Source organism: Pseudomonas sp. RW407 (genome assembly GCF_003176655.1).
Classification (GTDB): Bacteria; Pseudomonadota; Gammaproteobacteria; order Pseudomonadales; family Pseudomonadaceae; genus Pseudomonas; species Pseudomonas delhiensis.
The window spans coordinates 1,130,430-1,147,819 of the sequence record NZ_QGSL01000107.1 but is presented as its reverse complement, the minus strand read 5'-3'; the positions used below and the strand labels follow the sequence as shown (position 1 = coordinate 1,147,819).

Below are 17,390 nucleotides of genomic sequence, written 5' to 3'. Positions count from 1 at the left end.
GCCAGGCCACGGGCAACGCGCCGCTGCTCGGCCTGGGCCTGGCGGTGGGGCTGCTCTCGGGGCTGATGGGGGTCGGCGGCGGCTTCCTGATAGTGCCGGGGCTGCTGTGGTTCACCCCGCTGTCGATGCTGGCGGCCACGGCCACCTCCATGGCGGTGATCGCCCTGGTCTCCGGCGGTGGCTTCCTGCTCTACCTCAGCCACGCCCAGCCGCCCATGCCGCTGCTGGCGGCGCTGGCCGCCGGCGGCGCCCTCGGCGTGCTGGCCGGCAACCGCCTGGCCCTGCGCCTGGGCGGGGCGACCCTGCAACGGATCTTCGCGGTGATGCTGCTGGCGGTGAGCCTGTCGCTGGCGGCGCAGAAGCTGTTGGCATGAGGGCCAAGGGTAATGGCGACATCGTAGGGCGCATGACGCCTACGGCGTTATCCGCCGTGGGCGGCCCCGGTGTTACGGCCAACGGCGGATAACCGCGAACGGTAGTGCCCCACCCACACCATTCTCCTGTAGGAGCGCGCCCTGCGCGCGAATCGCGGACAGAGTCCGCTCCTACGGGGAAATGCTGTGCCTCGGCAACCTGTAGGAGCGGACTCCGTCCGCGATCAGCCCCCCAGCCAGGCCATGGCGTGGCCCCTCATTCCTCTTCTTCCTCCTCCGGCAACTCGAACAGTTCCGCTGCCCGCAGCAACCCCGCCAGCACCGCATGGCGCTCCCACTCGGGCAGCTCGGCGAAGCGCGCCAGCACGTATTCCGGCAGCAGCGGCGGCGCCGACTGCAGCGCGTCGCGGCCGGCGTCTTCCAGCAGCAGCCATTGCTTGCGCCTGTCCTGCTCGTCGCGCCGGCGGGCCAGCAGGCCGCGGCTCTCCAGGCGGTCGAGGACGCCGGAGAGCGAGGCCTGGGACAGGCTCACACGCTTGGCCAGGCGGCTGGCGGTGATCTCCCGCTCCACCAGCAGCACCTGCAGGATCAGCAGCTGCAGCGGCGTCAGCCCGCCGTAGCGGCCCAGGCGCTTGGCATGCACCTCGCTACCCTGCTGCAGCCGCCGCAGGGCCTGGAACATGGACAGCGCGTAGGCGTCCTCCGTGGACATATTCCTTTCAGCCATAATCAATTATCCGAACTTATCAGGCATTTTTTCATAAAAAAATCATAGAACTACTTTCACATGAAACAGTCTTTCTGTTAACACGAAAAAAGGGCCCCGGCCTGACCCCCCATTCATCCCCAACGGAGAACCGGTAAGGAAAATGTGCGGCATAGCAGGAGAACTACGTTTCGACGAGCAACCGGCCGACCTCGCGGCGGTCGAACGCATCACTCACCATCTCGCCCCCCGCGGCCCGGACGCCTGGGGGTTCCACAGCGAAGGGCCGGTGGCCCTCGGCCACCGCCGTCTGAAGATCATGGACCTGGCCGAAGCCTCCGGCCAGCCGATGATCGACACCACCCTGGGCCTGTCCCTGGTGTTCAACGGCGCCATCTACAACTACCCCGAGCTGCGCAAGGAGCTGGAAGCGCTGGGCTACCGCTTCTTCTCCGGCGGCGACACCGAGGTGCTGCTCAAGGGGTACCACGCCTGGGGCAAGGACCTGTTGCCCAGGCTCAATGGCATGTTCGCCTTCGCCATCTGGGAGCGTGACGCCCGCCGGCTGTTCATCGCCCGCGACCGCCTGGGCATCAAGCCGCTGTATCTCGCCCGCGACGGCCAGCGCCTGCGCTTCGCCTCCAGCCTGCCGGCGCTGCTGCAGGGCGGCGGCGTCGACACCAGCCTGGATGCCGAGGCGCTCAACCTCTACCTGAACTTCCACGCCGTGGTGCCCGCCCCGCGCACCCTCCTCAACGGCGTGCGCAAGCTGCCGCCGGCGACCTGGATGAGCATCGACGCCGACGGCCGCAGCGAGCAGCACTGCTGGTGGCGCCTGGAATACGGCTGCCGCGAGGACGAGCGCGAACTGCGCCTGGAAGACTGGGAAGACCGCGTGCTGGACAGCCTGCGCGAAGCGGTCGGCATCCGCCAGCGCGCCGCCCGCGAGGTGGGCGTGCTGCTCTCCGGCGGGGTGGACTCCAGCCTGCTGGTCGGCCTGCTGCACGAGGCCGGGGTGGAAGACCTGCTGACGTTCTCCATCGGCTTCGAGGATGCCGGCGGCGAGCGCGGCGACGAGTTCCACTACTCCGACCTCATCGCCCGCCGCTACGGCACGCGCCACCACCAGCTGCGCATCGCCGAGAAGGAGGTGATCGAGCAGTTGCCGGCGGCCTTCCGCGCCATGAGCGAGCCCATGGTCAGCCACGACTGCATCGCCTTCTACCTGCTCGCCCGAGAGGTATCGAAGCACTGCAAGGTTGTGCAGAGCGGCCAGGGCGCCGACGAGCTCTTCGCCGGCTACCACTGGTACCCGCCCATGGTCGACGCCGCCTCGCCGCTGCATGCCTACCGCGCGGCCTTCTTCGACCGCAGCCATGGCGAATACCAGAGCACCGTGCGCCCGGCCATGCGCGTGGAGGACGTGGCCCAGGCCTTCGTCGCCGAGCACTTCGCCATGCCCGGCGCCAGCGATGCAGTGGACAAGGCGCTGCGCCTGGACAGCACCATCATGCTGGTGGACGACCCGGTCAAGCGCGTCGACAACATGACCATGGCCTGGGGCCTGGAAGCCCGCGTGCCGTTCCTCGACTACCGCCTGGCCGAGCTCTCGGCGCGCATCCCGGCGCGCTTCAAGCTCGGCGACGGCGGCAAGCAGGTGCTCAAGGCCGCGGCGCGGCGGGTGATCCCGGCCGAGGTGATCGACCGGCCCAAGGGCTATTTCCCGGTGCCGGGGCTCAAGCACCTGCAGGGCAACACCCGGGCCTGGGTCAGCGAGCTGCTGCTGGACCCCAGCCAGGACCGCGGCCTGTTCGAGCCGGCGCAGATCGACCGCCTGCTCGGCAACCCGCAGGACGACCTCACCCCGTTGCGCGGCTCCAAGCTCTGGCAGCTGGCCGCCCTCAACCTCTGGCTGACCGAACAGGGAATCTGACCCAGCCAGCAGCGCGGGCCACCGGCACCGTACCGGCGGCCCGCCCACCAGGGAGCGAACCATGAAAAGCCATTTCAACCTGCCCCATCCGCACAACCAGCGCCTGCTGCGCGGCCAAGTGCCGACCTACCAGCGCCTGCAGGCGCGCTTCGCCGAGGACCACGAGCAGCCCGGCTGCGAGCCCCACAGCCTGCACTGCGGCTGGGGCCGGCTGCTGATCGGGCACACCTTCGCCGAACCCGACGCGCTGGCCGCCGAGCTGCTCAACGAGCGCCCCGGCGAGCGCGACATCGCGCTCTACGTGGCGGCGCCGCAGCAGGTGCTGGCCCATGCCCCGCAGCAGCTGTTCCTCGACCCCTCCGACACCCTGCGCCTGTGGTTCACCGACTACCGGCCGGCGCACCGTTCCTTCCGCGGCTTCCGCATCCGCCGGGTGCACGGCGAGGACGACTGGGCGGCGGTCAACCGCCTGTACCTGGCGCGCGGCATGCTGCCGGTGGACGCCGAGCGGCTCACCCCGCACTACCAGGGCGGCCCCACCTACTGGCTGGCCGAGGACAGCGCCACCGGCAACGCCGTGGGCGCGGTCATGGGCCTGAACCACACCAAGGCCTTCCACGACCCCGAGCGCGGCTCCAGCCTCTGGTGCCTGGCGGTGGACCCGCAGTGCAGCCGCCCGGGCGTCGGCGAGGCGCTGGTGCGCCACCTGATCGAGCACTTCATGAGCCGCGAGCTGGCCTACCTCGACCTGTCGGTGCTGCACAGCAACCAGCAGGCGAAGGCGCTGTACCGCAAGCTCGGCTTCCGCGAGCTGGCGACCTTCGCCATCAAGCGCAAGAACGGCATCAACCAGCCGCTGTTCCTCGGCCCGGGCCCCGAGCAGGGCCTGAACCCCTACGCCCGGATCATCGTCGACGAGGCCCATCGCCGCGGCATCGAGGTGCAGGTGCAGGACGCCGCCGCCGGCCTCTTCAGCCTGACCCAGGGCGGCCGGCGCATCCGCTGCCGCGAGTCGCTGTGCGACCTGACCAGCGCGGTGAGCATGACCCTCTGCCAGGACAAGCGCCTGACCCACCGCGCCCTCGCCCGCGCCGGGCTGAAGCAGCCGCAGCAGCGCCTGGTCGGCAGCGCCAGGGACAACGCCGCGTTCCTCGCCGAGCACGGCGCGCTGGTGGTCAAGCCGGTGGACGGCGAGCAGGGCCAGGGCGTGGCGGTGAACCTGACGAAGATCGAGGAGGTCGAGGCGGCCATCGAGCATGCCCACCAGTTCGACGGCCGCGTGCTGCTGGAGAGCTATCACCCCGGCCAGGACCTGCGCGTACTGGTGATCGGCTACGAAGTGGTGGCCGCGGCGGTGCGCCACCCGGCCACGGTGATCGGCGACGGCCGCCACAGCATCCGCCAGCTGATCGAGGCGCAGAGCCGCCGGCGCCAGGCCGCCACCGGCGGCGAAAGCCGCATCCCGCTGGACGGCGAGACCGAGCGCACCCTGCATGCCGCCGGCTTCGGCTACGACGACGTGCTGCCCGAGGGCCGCAGCCTGGCCGTGCGCGGCACCGCCAACCTGCACACCGGCGGCACCCTGGAAGACGTCACCGACAAGCTCCACCCGGCCCTGCGCGAGGCCGCCATCCGCGCCGCGCGGGCGCTGGAGATCCCGGTCACCGGGCTGGACCTGCTGGTGCCCGACGTGGAAGGCGAGGCCTACGTGATCATCGAGGCCAATGAGCGCCCGGGCCTGGCCAACCACGAACCGCAACCCACCGCCGAGCGCTTCCTCGACCTGCTCTTCCCGCTCAGCCGCGAACCCCTGGACCGCGAGGTGCCCGCATGAGCCGACTGCCGCAACCGGACCTCAACTACCTGCAGCGGGTGCTGCTGGAGATGCTCGCCATCCCCAGCCCCACCGGCTTCACCGACACCATCGTGCGCTACGTGGCCGAGCGCCTGGAGGAGATCGGCATCCCCTTCGAGATGACCCGCCGCGGAACCATCCGCGCGACCCTCGCCGGCCGGCGCAACAGCCCGGACCGCGCGGTCTCGGCGCACCTGGACACCATCGGCGCCATCGTCCGCGAGATCAAGCCCAACGGCCGCCTGGCACTGGCCCCGGTGGGCTGCTGGTCGAGCCGCTTCGCCGAGGGCAGCCGCGTCACCGTGTTCTGCGACAACGGCGTGCTGCGCGGCAGCGTGCTGCCGCTGATGGCCTCCGGGCACGCCTTCAACACCGCGGTGGACAGCCTGCCGATCAGTTGGGACCACGTCGAGCTGCGCCTGGACGCCTACACCGTGAGCCCGGCCGACAGCGCCGCGCTGGGCGTGTCCATCGGCGACTTCGTGGCCTTCGACCCGCTGCCGGAGTTCACCGACAGCGGCCACATCAGCGCCCGCCACCTGGACGACAAGGCCGGCGTGGCGGCGCTGCTGGCGGCGCTCAAGGCGGTGGTGGAAAGCGGCCAGGAACCGCCCATCGACTGCCACCCGCTGTTCACCATCACCGAGGAGATCGGCTCCGGCGCGGCCGGCGCCCTGCCCTGGGACGTCAGCGAGTTCGTCGGCATCGACATCGCCCCGGTGGCCGAGGGGCAGAACTCCAGCGAGCACGCAGTGAGCGTGGCCCTGCAGGACTCCGGCGGCCCCTACGACTACCACCTCTCCCGGCACCTGCTGCGCCTGGCCGAGCGCCACGAGGTGGCGGTGCGCCGCGACCTGTTCCGCTACTACCACAGCGACGCCCAGTCGGCGATCGAGGCCGGCCACGACATCCGCACTGCCCTGCTGGCCTTCGGCTGCGACGCCACCCACGGCTACGAGCGCACCCACATCGACAGCCTGTCCAACCTGGCCCGGCTGCTCTGCGCCTACCTGCTCAGCCCGCCGGTGTTCGACAGCGACGCCGAGCCCCAGGAAGGCGCCATCGAGCGCTTCAGCAAGCAGCTGGAACACCCGGTGCACATGGAGAGCACCACCCACGTGCAACCGGTGGGCGAGCTGCTGGACAACAACAAGGACGACGAGAAGGGGCGCCACTGAGGCGCCCCGGGCTCGCCGGCAAGCCCGCGCGCGACTAGAATCGCCGCCTGTTCCGCCCCATGCCGATGAATGTCCGCCATGCTGATCCCCCACGACCTGCTCGAAGCCGAGACCCTCAACAACCTGCTGGAAGACTTCGTCACCCGCGAAGGCACCGACAACGGCGACGACACGCCCCTGGCCACCCGCGTCGAACGCGCCCGCCACGCGCTCAAGCGCGGCGAGGCGGTGATCGTGTTCGACCCGGAGAGCCAGCAGTGCCAGCTGATGCTCAAGGTGGAAGTGCCCAAGGAGTGGCTGGAGGATTGAGGGGGGCTGCTTTTCGTAGGAGCGAGCTTGCTCGCGAACCTGGCTCCTGGTGCTCAGCTGCCCCTTGCAACCCTCTCCCCCCGCCCTCTCCCTGAAGGGAGAGGGAGCTATCCGTGCATACCGAAACGACAGTGCTTGCCGGCAACTCCAGCATTGCCGGCGGGCATAGAAACCACCCCAGACACCGAACGGCCCCCTCTCCCTTCAGGGAGAGGGCTGGGAAGAGGGTGCTCTAAAGCCCAGCACCTGAAATCCCCAGCAAACACCATTCGCGAGCAAGCTCGCTCCTACGAAAAGCCAGCCTCCATCAAGGCGCCAGCTTCGGCCCCAGCAGCACCACGCTCGCGCCGACGATGCACAGCGCCACGCCCAGCCAATCGCTCCACAACGGCCGGCTCTTCTCCACGTAGGCCAGCCAGAACAGCGACGCGGCCACGTAGATGCCGCCATAGGCCGCGTAGGAGCGCCCGGCATAGGCCGCCTCGACGCGGGTCAGCAGCAGGGCGAAGCACAGCAGGCTGAACAATCCGGGAATTATCCACAGGGGCGTGCGGTCCAGGCGCAGCCAGAGGTAGAAGGCGTAGCAGCCGGCGATCTCGCAGAAGGCGGCGAGGAGGAACCAGAGGTAGTTGAGCATCTTGCTTTCCTTGGGGCTCAGCCGCGCAGGCCGCCCTCGCGTTCCCAGGCGCAGCGTACCCGCAGGTCGCCCTCCCGGGGGCTGTGGAAGCCGCGTTCGGATTCCCAGCGGAAGGTGTGGCAGCCGTTGAGTTCGGTTTCCAGGTGGACCACCGCGCTGGCCCAGTACAGGCGCTTGAGCAGTGCCTCGAACTGTTCCACCCACAGGTTCCATTCGTATTCGATGGCCGGGTAGCTGGCGCCGAAGTGGATCACCTGCGACTGGTACAGGCCGGCGCCCTCCTGCTCGCAGCGGCTGAACATCTCGCGGCCGAGGAACGGCCAGGCCTCGCCCACCGGCAGGCTGTCCAGCACCTTGCGGTTGGCCGCGCGGCGCAGGCGCCGCTCCATGGAGTCGCCGGGCCAGTCGCGGATGCAACCATAGACGATGGATTCGGACTGCAAGACGCTGAGACTCCCTGTGGACGACGCTGCCTTCTAGCACAGGCGCCGGCGCCGGGAAAGCAGCAGGCGGCAATGTTGCGTGGCCGGCCCGGAAAAGCGAAAGCCCCGCGATGGAGGCGGGGCTTTCACTGGGGTCCAACATACATCGGCAGGCAGGCCGGTGACGCCAAACTACGCTTTTGCACCGCCCTGGGCAAGCCCTGTTTTCGCTTGCACCGAAGCGGTGCAGAAACTCAGGCCGGGTTGCGCTGCTTGGCCTTCATCTTCTGCGCCATGCGCGTCATTTCGTCGTAGATCGCCTGCGGGTTCTGCTGCTTGACCTGCCAGGCGAGGCGGCCCTGCTCGTGGGGCAGGATCATGAAGCTGCCGCGCCCGACCTCCTGGTGGATGTAGTCGGCGATGTCGGCGGCGCTGATCGGCGAGCCTTCCAGCAGCTTGCCCACCTGGCTCTTCATTTCCGGGCTGGGGCCGCGGAAGGAGTCCAGCAGGTTGGTCTGGAAGAACGACGGGCAGACCACGTGGACCTTCACGTCCACCAGGCTCAGCTCGGCCAGCAGGCTCTCCGAGAGCGCCACCACGCCGGCCTTGGCCACGTTGTAGTTGCTCATCGCCGGGCCCTGCATCAGCGCCGCCATGGAGGCGATGTTGATGATCCGCCCGTGGCTGCGCTCCAGCAGCGGCAGGAAGGCCTTGCAGCCCTTGACTACGCCCATCAGGTTGATGGAGATCTGCCAGTCCCAGTCCTCCAGCGACAGCTCCTCGAAGAAGCCGCCGGAGGCCACGCCGGCGTTGTTGACGATGATGTCGATGCCGCCGAGCTTCTCGTCGCAGGCCTGGGCCAGGGCGGTGAGCTGGCTGTAGTCGCGCACGTCGCAGCGCTGGGTGAAGCCGTCGCCGCCGGCCTCGCGCACCAGGCGCAGGGTTTCGGCCAGGCCTTCGTCGTTGATGTCGGCCAGGGCCAGGCGCCAGCCTTCGCGGGCCCAGCGCAGGGCGATTTCGCGGCCCAGGCCGGAACCGGCGCCGGTGATCATCATGCGGTTTTGCATAGGGGGTTGCCTTGTCTTATCCGGGGAATTGTCCGGCAGTGTAGCCAAGGCTCCACCCGCGCTGCGCTTTAATCAGGCTGCTGAATGGCGCCGGCAAACCGGCGCCACAGCCAGGGCGGACGCGGCCTTCAGAACAATGGAAGAAGCAGGCAGGAAAGCTTCCCGAGGACCAGGGCGACGCCCGCGAAGATCAGCAGGAAGGTCGCGCAATTGACCTTCTCGCGGCGCAGGCCGGCGAACGAGTGCACGCGGTAGCGCAACAGAAAGGCCCCCAGCGCCAGCAACAGGGCGGGGGCGAAGTAGACGAACTGCCAGTAGCGTTGCGGATCGCTCTCCCGCGCCAGCCAGTCCGCCGCCGGCAACGCCACCAGGCCGCTGAACAACTGGCCGAGCAGCCACAGGCTGCCCAGGGCGACCAGTACGACTCCGAGCATTCCCTTTCCCCCGTCCTCCAAAAGGCCATCATGGTAGGACGTGGGGAAAAGGTGGGCTGTGTCCTGGATCACTTTGCGCCCCACCAGCCTGCGGCGAACCGCGAAGGGTTCACGCTACACGTAGCCCAGCAACAGCATGACCAGCAACACCACCAGGACCACGCCGAAAATCCCCGAGGGCCCGTAGCCCCAGCTGCGTGAATAGGGATACACCGGCAGGCCGCCGATGAGCAGAAGGATGAGGATGACCAGCAGAATGGTTCCCATGGTGCGTCTCCCGTAGGCAGTCGGGCGGCGGGCCTGCGCTGCGGGCCCGCGTCCGCGGAACGGGCAGCGCACGGGGCTGCCCACCTGCTATTGGGACTGGCGCCGCTGCGCCGGGATTCAGTTTTTCTGCGCCGCGGGCCCGGCGCTCAGTGCTGCAGGTCGGGCAGCGAGCCCTTGCGCAGGCGCAGGAACATCAGCGCCACGCTGCGCGCATCGCCCAGCGCCGTATGGCGGCCTTCCACGGGGATGCCCAGGGTGCGCGCCAGGGTGTCGAAGCGCAGGTCCAGGTGCAGGTCCGGGTAGCGCCGCGCCATCTTGCGCTGGTACAGCGCGGAGACCTCGATGCGCGGGTTGACCAGGGCCTCGCCCAGGCGCTCGCGCAGGTGGCGGCGCAGCACGGCGACGTCGAACGACAGGTAGTAGCCCAGCAGCGGGCGGTCGCCGATGAAGGCCAGCGTCCGGCGCAGCGCCTCGTCCAGCGGCAGCTGGCCTTCGAGGTCGGCGCGGCGCAGCTTGTGGATGCGGATCGATTCGCCGTCGAGGCTGGCCGGCGGCTCCACCAGCAGTTCCAGGCGCTCGCCGAGCACCAGCTTGCCGCGGCGGATGAGCACCGCGCCTATGCTCAGGATGTCCGCCTTGCGCGGGTCGAGGCTGGTGGTCTCCAGGTCCAGGGAGACGATTTCCTCGGCCTCCTCCGGGGCGTGCAGGTACCAGTACAGCCGGCGGCGCCAGCCGGACCAGTGCTGGTCGGGAATCTTCACCAGGGCGTTCATCGGCTCTCCAGGTGGAACTGCCTTTCCAGGCTCTGCTTGAATTTCTTCACCGCGTGCAGGCCGAAGCGCAGCATGTCGCGCTCGTGGCGGCTCAGGCGGGCCACGTCCAGGCCCTGCTGGCGGCCGTCGCGCTCGCCGGCCAGTTGCTGGGTCAGGCGCAGTTGCAGGAACAGTTCGAAGGCCTCGGCGAGGTTCTCCGCCAGGCCCTCGTCGAGCACCCCGCGCGCCTGCAGCGCCTCCAGCCGGGCCAGGCTGCCGCGGACCTCCAGGCCCTCGCGCAGGGCCAGCACGCGGCAGCCATGGACGATGGGGAAGATGCCGCCGCGCTTGATGTCCAGGTGTTCCTCGCGGGTCTTCAACTGGCCGAGGAAGGTCAGCGGCGTGTCGAACTGCAGGGCCGCCACGGCAATGTCCGCCAGCCAGCGCTCGCCGTCCGTGGCGAAGCCCAGCAGGCCCTGGCGCAGGCTCTCGAACAGCTGGCGGTTGCCGGCCACCGGCCAGGCGTCGGCGAGGATCGACAGGCGCAGCAATTGCTCCGGGCGCCCTTCCAGTGCCGTGGTGTTCAGCTCGCGCAGCCAGGCCGCCAGCGGCTTGCACCAGTCCGCATGGCTGGCCATGACGCCGCCGGGGCACGGCGGGTAGCCGCAGGCCAGCAGGGCATCGCTGAAGCGCTGCATCAGCGCCAGGGCCTGCTCCCGGGGGAAGTCGTCGGCGAGGATCAGGGCGTTGTCCTGGTCGGTCTTGAGCAACTGCTCGCCGCGGCCTTCGCTGCCCATCACCACCAGGCAGCAGCGGCTGCGCAACGGCGGCGGTATCAATAGTTCGAAGAGACGTTCGAGCAACTGCTCGTTGAGCGCACCGACCAGTTGCATGATGAAGCGCAGGCGGATGCCGTTGCCGGCCAGGGTGGCGATCAGGGTGTGCAGGGTCTCGGCGGCGGCGCGCAGCTCCTCCTCGGTCTCGGCGCGGGCGATGCGCAGCGCCAGCACGTGGGAGTGGGTGGAGAACAGGCTGAGCACCTGGGTCAGGTGCAGCAGGCCGACCATTTCGCCGTCCTCGCGCACCGCGACGCGCTCGATGCGCAGGCGCGTCATGAGGATCATGGCGTCGAACAGGAAGTCGCCCAGCTCGACGCTGGCCAGCGGGCCGTGGGCGAGCGGGCCGATGGCCTCGTCCTCGGCGCGGCCGTCGCGGAAGTGCGCGCGCATCAGGTCGGTGCGGGTGACGATGCCCAGCTCGCCGGCGCTGCGCACCAGCAGGGCGTCGGCGCCATGGCTGAGCTGCAGGCGCGCGGCGTCGCCCAGAGGCAGCCCGGCGTCCACCTCGAGGGCCGGCAGCAGGTGCTCGCGGGCGATGCGGGTGAGGATGAATTCGGCCAGGTTCTGCCCGTCGCGCCGCGCCAGCTGGCGCTTGGCCGCGAGGTCGGCCTGGAAGAAGCGGGCGAAGCCGGGGTTGTCGCCGCACAGCTGGTGGAAGGTGCTGGCCGGCAGTTCGTAGAGGATGCTCTCCTCCACCGCGCGGTAGTCGTGCTTGCTGCTGCCGGAGAACAGCCCGCGGATGTCGAAGAGGTCGTCGCCGGCGTACTGGGCGAACAGCTTGCCGTCCTCGCCGCGCTCCTCCACCACGCCCTTGAGCACGATGAACAGGCAGGGCACCGCGGCGCCGGCTTCGAGCACGGTCTCGCCACTGGTGTAGTAGGCGACGCTCAGGGCCTCGGCGAAGGCCTGGCGCTCACTCGCGCGCAGCTGGTCGAACGGCGGCGCGGAGAAGTTGAAGCTCTCGGGCATCGCGAACCCCTTGTGGCAGTGCGTAAAAGGCGAAGCCGGAGGCGGGCCTCCGGCTTCGTCGGGGTCAGCCGCGAGGCATCAGTGGGCTACCGCGCCACTGGCGCCCAGGCCGGTCTGCGAGCGGATGAACTGCGGGAAGAAGCGTGCGCGCTCCTCGTCCGCCGCCGCCGACTTGTCGGTGATGGAGAAGAACCAGATGCCGACGAAGGCCACGGCCATGGAGAACAGCGCCGGGTATTCGAACGGGTAGATGGGCTTCTCGTGGCCGAGGATCTGCACCCAGATGGTCGGGCCGAGGATCATCAGCACCACCGCGGTGATCAGGCCCAGCCAGCCGCCGATCATGGCGCCGCGGGTGGTCAGCTTCTTCCAGTACATCGAGAGCAGCAGCACCGGGAAGTTGCAGCTGGCGGCGATGGAGAAGGCCAGGCCGACCATGAAGGCGATGTTCTGCTTCTCGAACAGGATGCCGAGGATGATCGCGACCACGCCCAGGGCGACGGTGGTGATCTTCGACACGCGCAGCTCGTCCTTCTCGTTGGCCTTGCCGCCCTTGAGCACGCTGGCGTACAGGTCGTGGGACACCGCCGAGGCACCGGCCAGGGTCAGGCCGGCGACCACCGCGAGGATGGTGGCGAAGGCCACCGCGGAGATGAAGCCCAGGAACAGGCTGCCGCCCACGGCGTCGGCCAGGTGCACGGCGGCCATGTTGTTGCCGCCGATCAGGGCGCCGGCGGCGTCCTTGAAGGCCGGGTTGGTGCTCACCAGCACGATGGCGCCGAAGCCGATGATGAAGGTCAGGATGTAGAAGTAGCCGATGAAACCAGTGGCGAAGAACACCGACTTGCGGGCTTCCTTGGCGTCACTGACGGTGAAGAAGCGCATCAGGATGTGCGGCAGGCCGGCGGTGCCGAACATCAGCGCGAAGCCCAGGGAGAAGGCCGAGATCGGGTCCTTCACCAGGCCGCCGGGGCTCATGATGGCCTCGCCCTTGGGGTGTACCTTGATGGCTTCGGAGAACAGCGCGCTGATGTCGAAGTTGACGTGCTTGAGCACCATGATCGCCATGAAGGAGGCGCCGCACAGCAGCAGCACGGCCTTGATGATCTGTACCCAGGTGGTGGCGAGCATGCCGCCGAACAGCACGTAGAGCACCATCAGGATGCCGACCATGACCACCGCGACGTGGTAGTTCAGGCCGAACAGCAGCTCGATCAGCTTGCCGGCGCCGACCATCTGCGCGATCAGGTAGAAGGCCACCACCACCAGCGAGCCGCAGGCGGACAGGGTGCGGATGTTCTTCTGCTTGAGGCGGTAGGAGGCCACGTCGGCGAAAGTGTATTTGCCGAGGTTGCGCAGGCGCTCGGCGATCAGGAAGAGGATGATCGGCCAGCCCACGAGGAAGCCGATGGAGTAGATCAGGCCGTCGTAGCCCGAGGCGAACACCAGCGCGGAAATACCCAGGAAGGACGCGGCGGACATGTAGTCGCCGGCGATCGCCAGGCCGTTCTGGAAGCCGGTGATGCTGCCGCCGGCGGTATAGAAGTCGGCGGCCGACTTGCTGCGCTTGGAGGCCCAGTAGGTGATGCACAGGGTGAAGCCGACGAAGGCGACGAACATGACGATCGCCGGGATGTTGATCGGCTGGCGTTGCACGTCGCCGGTCAGGGCGTCGGCCCAGAGGGCGGGGGCGAAGGCGGCCAGGCCGAGGGCCGCGAACAGGCGGGCGATCATTGCTGGACCTCCTTGAGGACTTCTCGGTTCAGGCGGTCGAACTCGCCATTGGCTCGGCGCACGTAGATGCCGGTGAGGACGAAGGCGGACAGGATCAGCCCGACGCCGATGGGAATGCCCCAGGTCACCGAGGAATCGGGGCTCACCTTGGCGCCCAGCACTTGCGGTTCGAATGCGATCAGCAGGATGAAGGCCACGTACAGGCCCAGCATGATCAGTGAGAGCAGCCAGGCGAATCGCTCGCGTTTGGCCACCAGTTCCTTGAAGCGCGGATTGGTATCAATCCGCTGGTAGATGCTGTCGTTCATTTTGTTGTTGTCCTCACAGCGGGGGATGACGCGGATGTCGTCGATCCCCACTTTAGGACTCTGGTGCAAGGCCTCCAGACGACTTTAGTCGTAGCGGACTGGAAGGCGCGGGATAGAGCCTTCGGCCACGGTGCGAAGGCAATGTCGGACAGGTAGGGCGCATAACGCCTACAGCGTTATCCGCCATTGCCCTCGACTCCGGTGCCCGGGCCGGCGGCGGATAACCGCGAACGGTTATTCGCCCTACGGTCGGGTGCAGGCGTAGGAGCGGACTCCGTCCGCGATTGGACTCACCGGCCGCGCCGAACGCCCAGACAGAAAAGCCGCTTCCCCCTGGAGGAAAGCGGCTTTCGTCATACCCCGGATCGAACCGGGCAACAGCCCCGGAACGACCCGCGCCAGCTTACTGCGTCCACTCCTTGACCCGCTCCGGGTTGCTGGCCACCCACTGCTTGGCGGCCTCCTCGGGCTTGGCGCCGTCCTGGATGGCGAGCATCACCTGGCCGATCTCGGCGCCGTCCTTCCACTGCAGTTTCTTCAGCAGCGCCCAGACTTCCGGGGCCTTCTTCTCCAGTGCCGGGTTGGCCACGCTGTCGACATGCTCCTCGTCGCCGTAGACCTTCTTCGGATCGTCGAGGAACTTCAGCTTCCACTTGGCGAACATCCAGTGCGGGATCCAGCCGGTCACCGCCACCGCCTTCTTGTCGTTCTCGGCGCGGGTCAGCTCGGCGATCATGCCGCTGCCGGAGCTGGCCACCAGCTTGTAGTCCAGGCCGTAGTCCTTGATCGCCTGGTCGGTCTTGAGCATCACCCCGGCGCCGGCGTCGATGCCGACGATGCGGCCGCCGAAGTCGTCCTTCATCGCCTTGAGGTCTTCGATGCTGTTGGCCTTGACGTACTCCGGCACGATCAGGCCGATCTTCGCCCCCGGGTAGTTCACGCCCAGGTCGACCACCTGGTCCTTCATCTTCGCGTAGTAGGCGCCGTGGGTCACCGGCAGCCAGGCCGAGAGCATGGCGTCGAGCTTGCCGCGGGCCACGCCCTGCCACATGATCCCGGCCGCCACCGGCATCAGCTTGACCGGGTAGCCGAGCTTCTCGCGGATCACCTCGGCCGCCACGTGGGTGGTGGCCACGCTGTCCGACCAGCCATCGACGTAGCCGATGGTGATCTCCGGCTTGGCCGCCGCACCGGCCAGGCCCGCTGCCGCCGACAGCACGAGCCCCGCACCCAGGCCCATTAGTCGTCGCATCATTCGCATAAGAGTCTCCCCTTGTTCTAGGTTCACCGGAACGAGCGCTCCGGGACGGTCTTGGCCGCCCCTCCATCATCTGCGCGAGGGGCCGGCGGGCTGCTCCGAGAACGACGCGCAACCTGCCGGTACGCGACAACGACTGCCTGATTACGACAACCACGGAGCATTTGCGACATGCTCGTGTCCACCCTTGATGCCAGAGAGCCATCCCACGCTCGTCTGCGCAGACGCCGGAGCCGGGGCATTGCTAAGATGCGCGACCTGCTCGAAAGCACCGCGCCCATGCCCAGATTCCAGCGCCATCCTTTTTCAGCCTACTGTCTCGGCCTGCTCCTGGCCACCCTGGCCCTCTGCGCCACCTGGTACCTGCAGGGCCGCGCCATCGTCCTGCCCGACGCGGCCGGCCCCACGCACAAGCTGCAGTGCGCCTCCTACAGCCCCTTCGGCAAGGACCAGTCGCCCTTCGACCAGCCCTTCACCCTGCGCCCGGCGCAGATGGACGCCGACCTGGCGCTGCTGGCGACGCGTTTCGGTTGCGTGCGCACCTATTCCATGAGCGGCCTAGAAGGCATTCCCGAACTGGCGCGCAAGCACGGCCTGAAGCTGATCCTCGGCGCCTGGATCAACGCCATCCCCGCCGACAGCGAGCGCGAGGTGCAGAAGCTGGTGGCGGCGGCCAACGCCTACCCCGACGTGGTCCAGGCGGTGATCGTCGGCAACGAGACGCTGCTGCGCCAGGAGGTCACCAGCAAGTACCTCGAGGGCTTGCTGGCACGGGTGAAGAGCCAGGTGCGCCAGCCGGTATCCTATGCCGAGGTCTGGGAGTACTGGCTGAAGCACCCGCAGCTGGCCGCCGGCGTCGACTTCATCACCCTGCACCTGCTGCCCTACTGGGACAACCAGCCCAGCGGCATCGACGGCGCCCTGGAGCACGTCGCGGACATCCGCCGGCGCTTCGACCACGCCTTCCCCGGCAAGGCCATCCTGATCGGCGAGACCGGCTGGCCCAGCGAGGGCCGCCAGCGCCAGACCGCCCTGCCCAGCCGCGTCAACGAGGCGCGCTACATCCGCGGCTTCGTGCGCCTGGCCGAGGAGCACGGCTGGCGCTACAACCTGATCGAGGCCTTCGACCAGCCGTGGAAGCGCCGCATCGAGGGCGCCGTGGGCGGCTACTGGGGCCTGTTCGACGCCGACCGACAGGACAAGAACGTGCTCGCCGGGCCGGTTTCCAACCAGCCGGACTGGCCGCTCTGGCTGACTCTGTCGCTGGCGCTGTGGGGCGCAGCCCTGCTGCTCGGCGGCCGCCCGGCCCACGCCCGCTACGCCCTGCTGCAGCCACTGGCTGCCGCCCTCGGCGCCGCCTGCGTCGGCCTGTGGGGCGCCCAGGCCCAGGTGATCTGCACCTTCCTCGACGAGTGGCTGTGGGCGGCCTACCTGGTGCTGCTCAACCTGCTGGTGCTGCTGCACCTCTCCCTGGCCCTGGGTACCGGCGCCGGCTGGCGCGCGCGTCTGCTGGCCTGGCTGGAGGCTCGTGGCAGCTGGTGGTTGCTGGCCAGCGGCTTCGCCGGCGCGGTGTGGATGCTGGCCCTGGTGTTCGACGCGCGCTACCGCAACTTCCCCAACGCGGCCCTGCTGTTCCCGGCGCTGGTCTACCTCTGCCGCCCCGTGGCGGCGCCGCGCCGCGAGGCCGGCCTGCTGGCGCTGCTGATAGTCGCCGGCATCGTCCCGCAGCTGCTGCTGGAAGGGCTGGACAACCGCCAGGCGCTGACCTGGGCGGGGGTCGCGCTGCTGCTCGGCGCGGCCCTGTGGCGCGGCCTGCGCCAGGAAAACACCCTGGCCGCCGCGGCCCCGGCACCAGCCGCCTGATTCAGGCCCGCGCCGGGCGCGGCTGGCGCACCAGGCGCAGCCCGGCGAGCACCACGGCGAACACCGCCATGCTCACGCTGTAGAACACCAGCGCCAGCAGGCCGACGAACAGCGCCAGAGCCGCCAGCCACCAACCGATGCGCCCGGGAACCAGGAAGGCCGGCACCGACGCCGCCAGCGCCGCCTGGCCGAACACCCCGAAATGGATCAGCAGGCCCAGCCCGGAGCGCGCCTGGCAGGCCCACAGCGACGCGTCCTCGGCGCACACGTCCACCCAGCTGGCGTTCTCCAGCAGGCCGAAGCGCACGCCATAGCAGGCGGCCAGCCAGAGGGCGGCGAGGCAGAGCAGGATCAGCGACGAACGATGGGGCATGGCGCCACTTCCGCAGGCGAAGGGCGCCCAGCATAACCAGCGCGGGGGCCGATGCAAGAGGCGCAGCCCCTGGCGTGGGCGGCTGCAGCAGCTGTGCATCCCCCACCGCCGA

General features: G+C 68.9%; 18 protein-coding genes. 6 read left to right on the top strand and 12 right to left on the bottom strand.

Features of this window, described 5'->3' with window-relative positions; translation table 11 throughout:
• The coding region (locus DK254_RS34635) for a sulfite exporter TauE/SafE family protein (RefSeq protein WP_218281462.1) at positions 1-374 on the top strand (374 nt) is incomplete at its 5' end.
• Positions 375-630: 256 nt separating this feature from the next.
• On the opposite strand, the gene DK254_RS29360 is transcribed toward DK254_RS34635, so the two are convergent.
• Positions 631-1,086 carry a MarR family winged helix-turn-helix transcriptional regulator gene (locus tag DK254_RS29360; protein WP_256595984.1) on the bottom strand — a complete coding sequence of 152 codons (456 nt, stop codon included), beginning with the start codon at positions 1,084-1,086 and terminating at the stop codon, positions 631-633.
• Positions 1,087-1,243: 157 nt separating this feature from the next.
• On the opposite strand from DK254_RS29360, the gene DK254_RS29355 reads away from it, so the two are divergent.
• The 4 genes from DK254_RS29355 to DK254_RS29340 all read left to right on the top strand — a co-directional run bounded on the left by DK254_RS29355 (position 1,244) and on the right by DK254_RS29340 (position 6,355).
• Complete coding sequence (locus DK254_RS29355) at positions 1,244-3,013, top strand: N-acetylglutaminylglutamine amidotransferase (protein ID WP_109936643.1); 1,770 nt, start codon at positions 1,244-1,246, stop codon at positions 3,011-3,013.
• Positions 3,014-3,074: 61 nt separating this feature from the next.
• Positions 3,075-4,847: an N-acetylglutaminylglutamine synthetase gene (ngg, locus tag DK254_RS29350; protein WP_109936642.1), complete on the top strand. Its 1,773-nt coding sequence runs from the start codon at positions 3,075-3,077 to the stop codon at positions 4,845-4,847.
• Complete coding sequence (locus DK254_RS29345; RefSeq protein WP_109936641.1) at positions 4,844-6,046, top strand: osmoprotectant NAGGN system M42 family peptidase; 1,203 nt, start codon at positions 4,844-4,846, stop codon at positions 6,044-6,046. The genes ngg and DK254_RS29345 overlap by 4 nt, the downstream gene beginning before the upstream one ends.
• Positions 6,047-6,124: 78 nt before the next feature.
• Positions 6,125-6,355, top strand: coding sequence for a YheU family protein (locus DK254_RS29340; protein WP_109937343.1), 231 nt, complete (start codon positions 6,125-6,127; stop codon positions 6,353-6,355).
• A 307-nt stretch (positions 6,356-6,662) separates the two neighbouring features.
• Here DK254_RS29340 and DK254_RS29335 read toward each other — a convergent pair whose 3' ends face one another.
• The 10 genes from DK254_RS29335 to DK254_RS29290 all read right to left on the bottom strand — a co-directional run bounded on the left by DK254_RS29335 (position 6,663) and on the right by DK254_RS29290 (position 15,045).
• Positions 6,663-6,992: a YnfA family protein gene (locus tag DK254_RS29335; RefSeq protein ID WP_089393061.1), complete on the bottom strand. Its 330-nt coding sequence runs from the start codon at positions 6,990-6,992 to the stop codon at positions 6,663-6,665.
• 17 nt (positions 6,993-7,009) lie between these two features.
• On the bottom strand, positions 7,010-7,435 hold the full coding sequence (locus DK254_RS29330; RefSeq protein ID WP_089393062.1) for a hypothetical protein: 426 nt from the start codon (positions 7,433-7,435) through the stop codon (positions 7,010-7,012).
• Between the two features lie 233 nt (positions 7,436-7,668).
• Positions 7,669-8,481 (bottom strand): SDR family oxidoreductase, encoded by an 813-nt coding sequence (locus DK254_RS29325; RefSeq protein WP_109936640.1) that lies wholly within the window; start codon positions 8,479-8,481, stop codon positions 7,669-7,671.
• 128 nt (positions 8,482-8,609) lie between these two features.
• Positions 8,610-8,915, bottom strand: a complete 306-nt coding sequence (locus tag DK254_RS29320) for a hypothetical protein (protein ID WP_089393064.1) — start codon at positions 8,913-8,915, stop codon at positions 8,610-8,612.
• 114 nt (positions 8,916-9,029) lie between these two features.
• Positions 9,030-9,182, bottom strand: coding sequence for a DUF3309 family protein (locus DK254_RS29315; protein ID WP_109936639.1), 153 nt, complete (start codon positions 9,180-9,182; stop codon positions 9,030-9,032).
• 146 nt (positions 9,183-9,328) lie between these two features.
• Positions 9,329-9,955, bottom strand: a complete 627-nt coding sequence (locus DK254_RS29310; protein ID WP_109936638.1) for a 3'-5' exonuclease — start codon at positions 9,953-9,955, stop codon at positions 9,329-9,331.
• Entirely contained in the window at positions 9,952-11,742 is a 1,791-nt protein-coding gene (locus DK254_RS29305) for a DUF294 nucleotidyltransferase-like domain-containing protein (RefSeq protein WP_109936637.1), read from the bottom strand. Before DK254_RS29305 ends, DK254_RS29310 begins: the two co-directional genes overlap by 4 nt.
• Before the next feature lie 78 nt (positions 11,743-11,820).
• Entirely contained in the window at positions 11,821-13,476 is a 1,656-nt protein-coding gene (locus DK254_RS29300) for a cation acetate symporter (RefSeq protein WP_109936636.1), read from the bottom strand.
• On the bottom strand, positions 13,473-13,784 hold the full coding sequence (locus DK254_RS29295) for a DUF485 domain-containing protein (RefSeq protein WP_109937342.1): 312 nt from the start codon (positions 13,782-13,784) through the stop codon (positions 13,473-13,475). Before DK254_RS29295 ends, DK254_RS29300 begins: the two co-directional genes overlap by 4 nt.
• A gap of 403 nt (positions 13,785-14,187) precedes the next feature.
• Positions 14,188-15,045: a glycine betaine ABC transporter substrate-binding protein gene (locus tag DK254_RS29290; protein WP_109936635.1), complete on the bottom strand. Its 858-nt coding sequence runs from the start codon at positions 15,043-15,045 to the stop codon at positions 14,188-14,190.
• 276 nt (positions 15,046-15,321) lie between these two features.
• On the opposite strand from DK254_RS29290, the gene DK254_RS29285 reads away from it, so the two are divergent.
• The gene (locus DK254_RS29285; RefSeq protein ID WP_109937341.1) at positions 15,322-16,905 is read left to right on the top strand and encodes a beta (1-6) glucans synthase; all 1,584 of its coding nucleotides are present in this window, start codon (positions 15,322-15,324) and stop codon (positions 16,903-16,905) included.
• 1 nt (position 16,906) lies between these two features.
• On the opposite strand, the gene DK254_RS29280 is transcribed toward DK254_RS29285, so the two are convergent.
• Positions 16,907-17,278 carry a hypothetical protein gene (locus tag DK254_RS29280; RefSeq protein WP_109936634.1) on the bottom strand — a complete coding sequence of 124 codons (372 nt, stop codon included), beginning with the start codon at positions 17,276-17,278 and terminating at the stop codon, positions 16,907-16,909.
• Between the last annotated feature and the right edge of the window lie 112 nt (positions 17,279-17,390).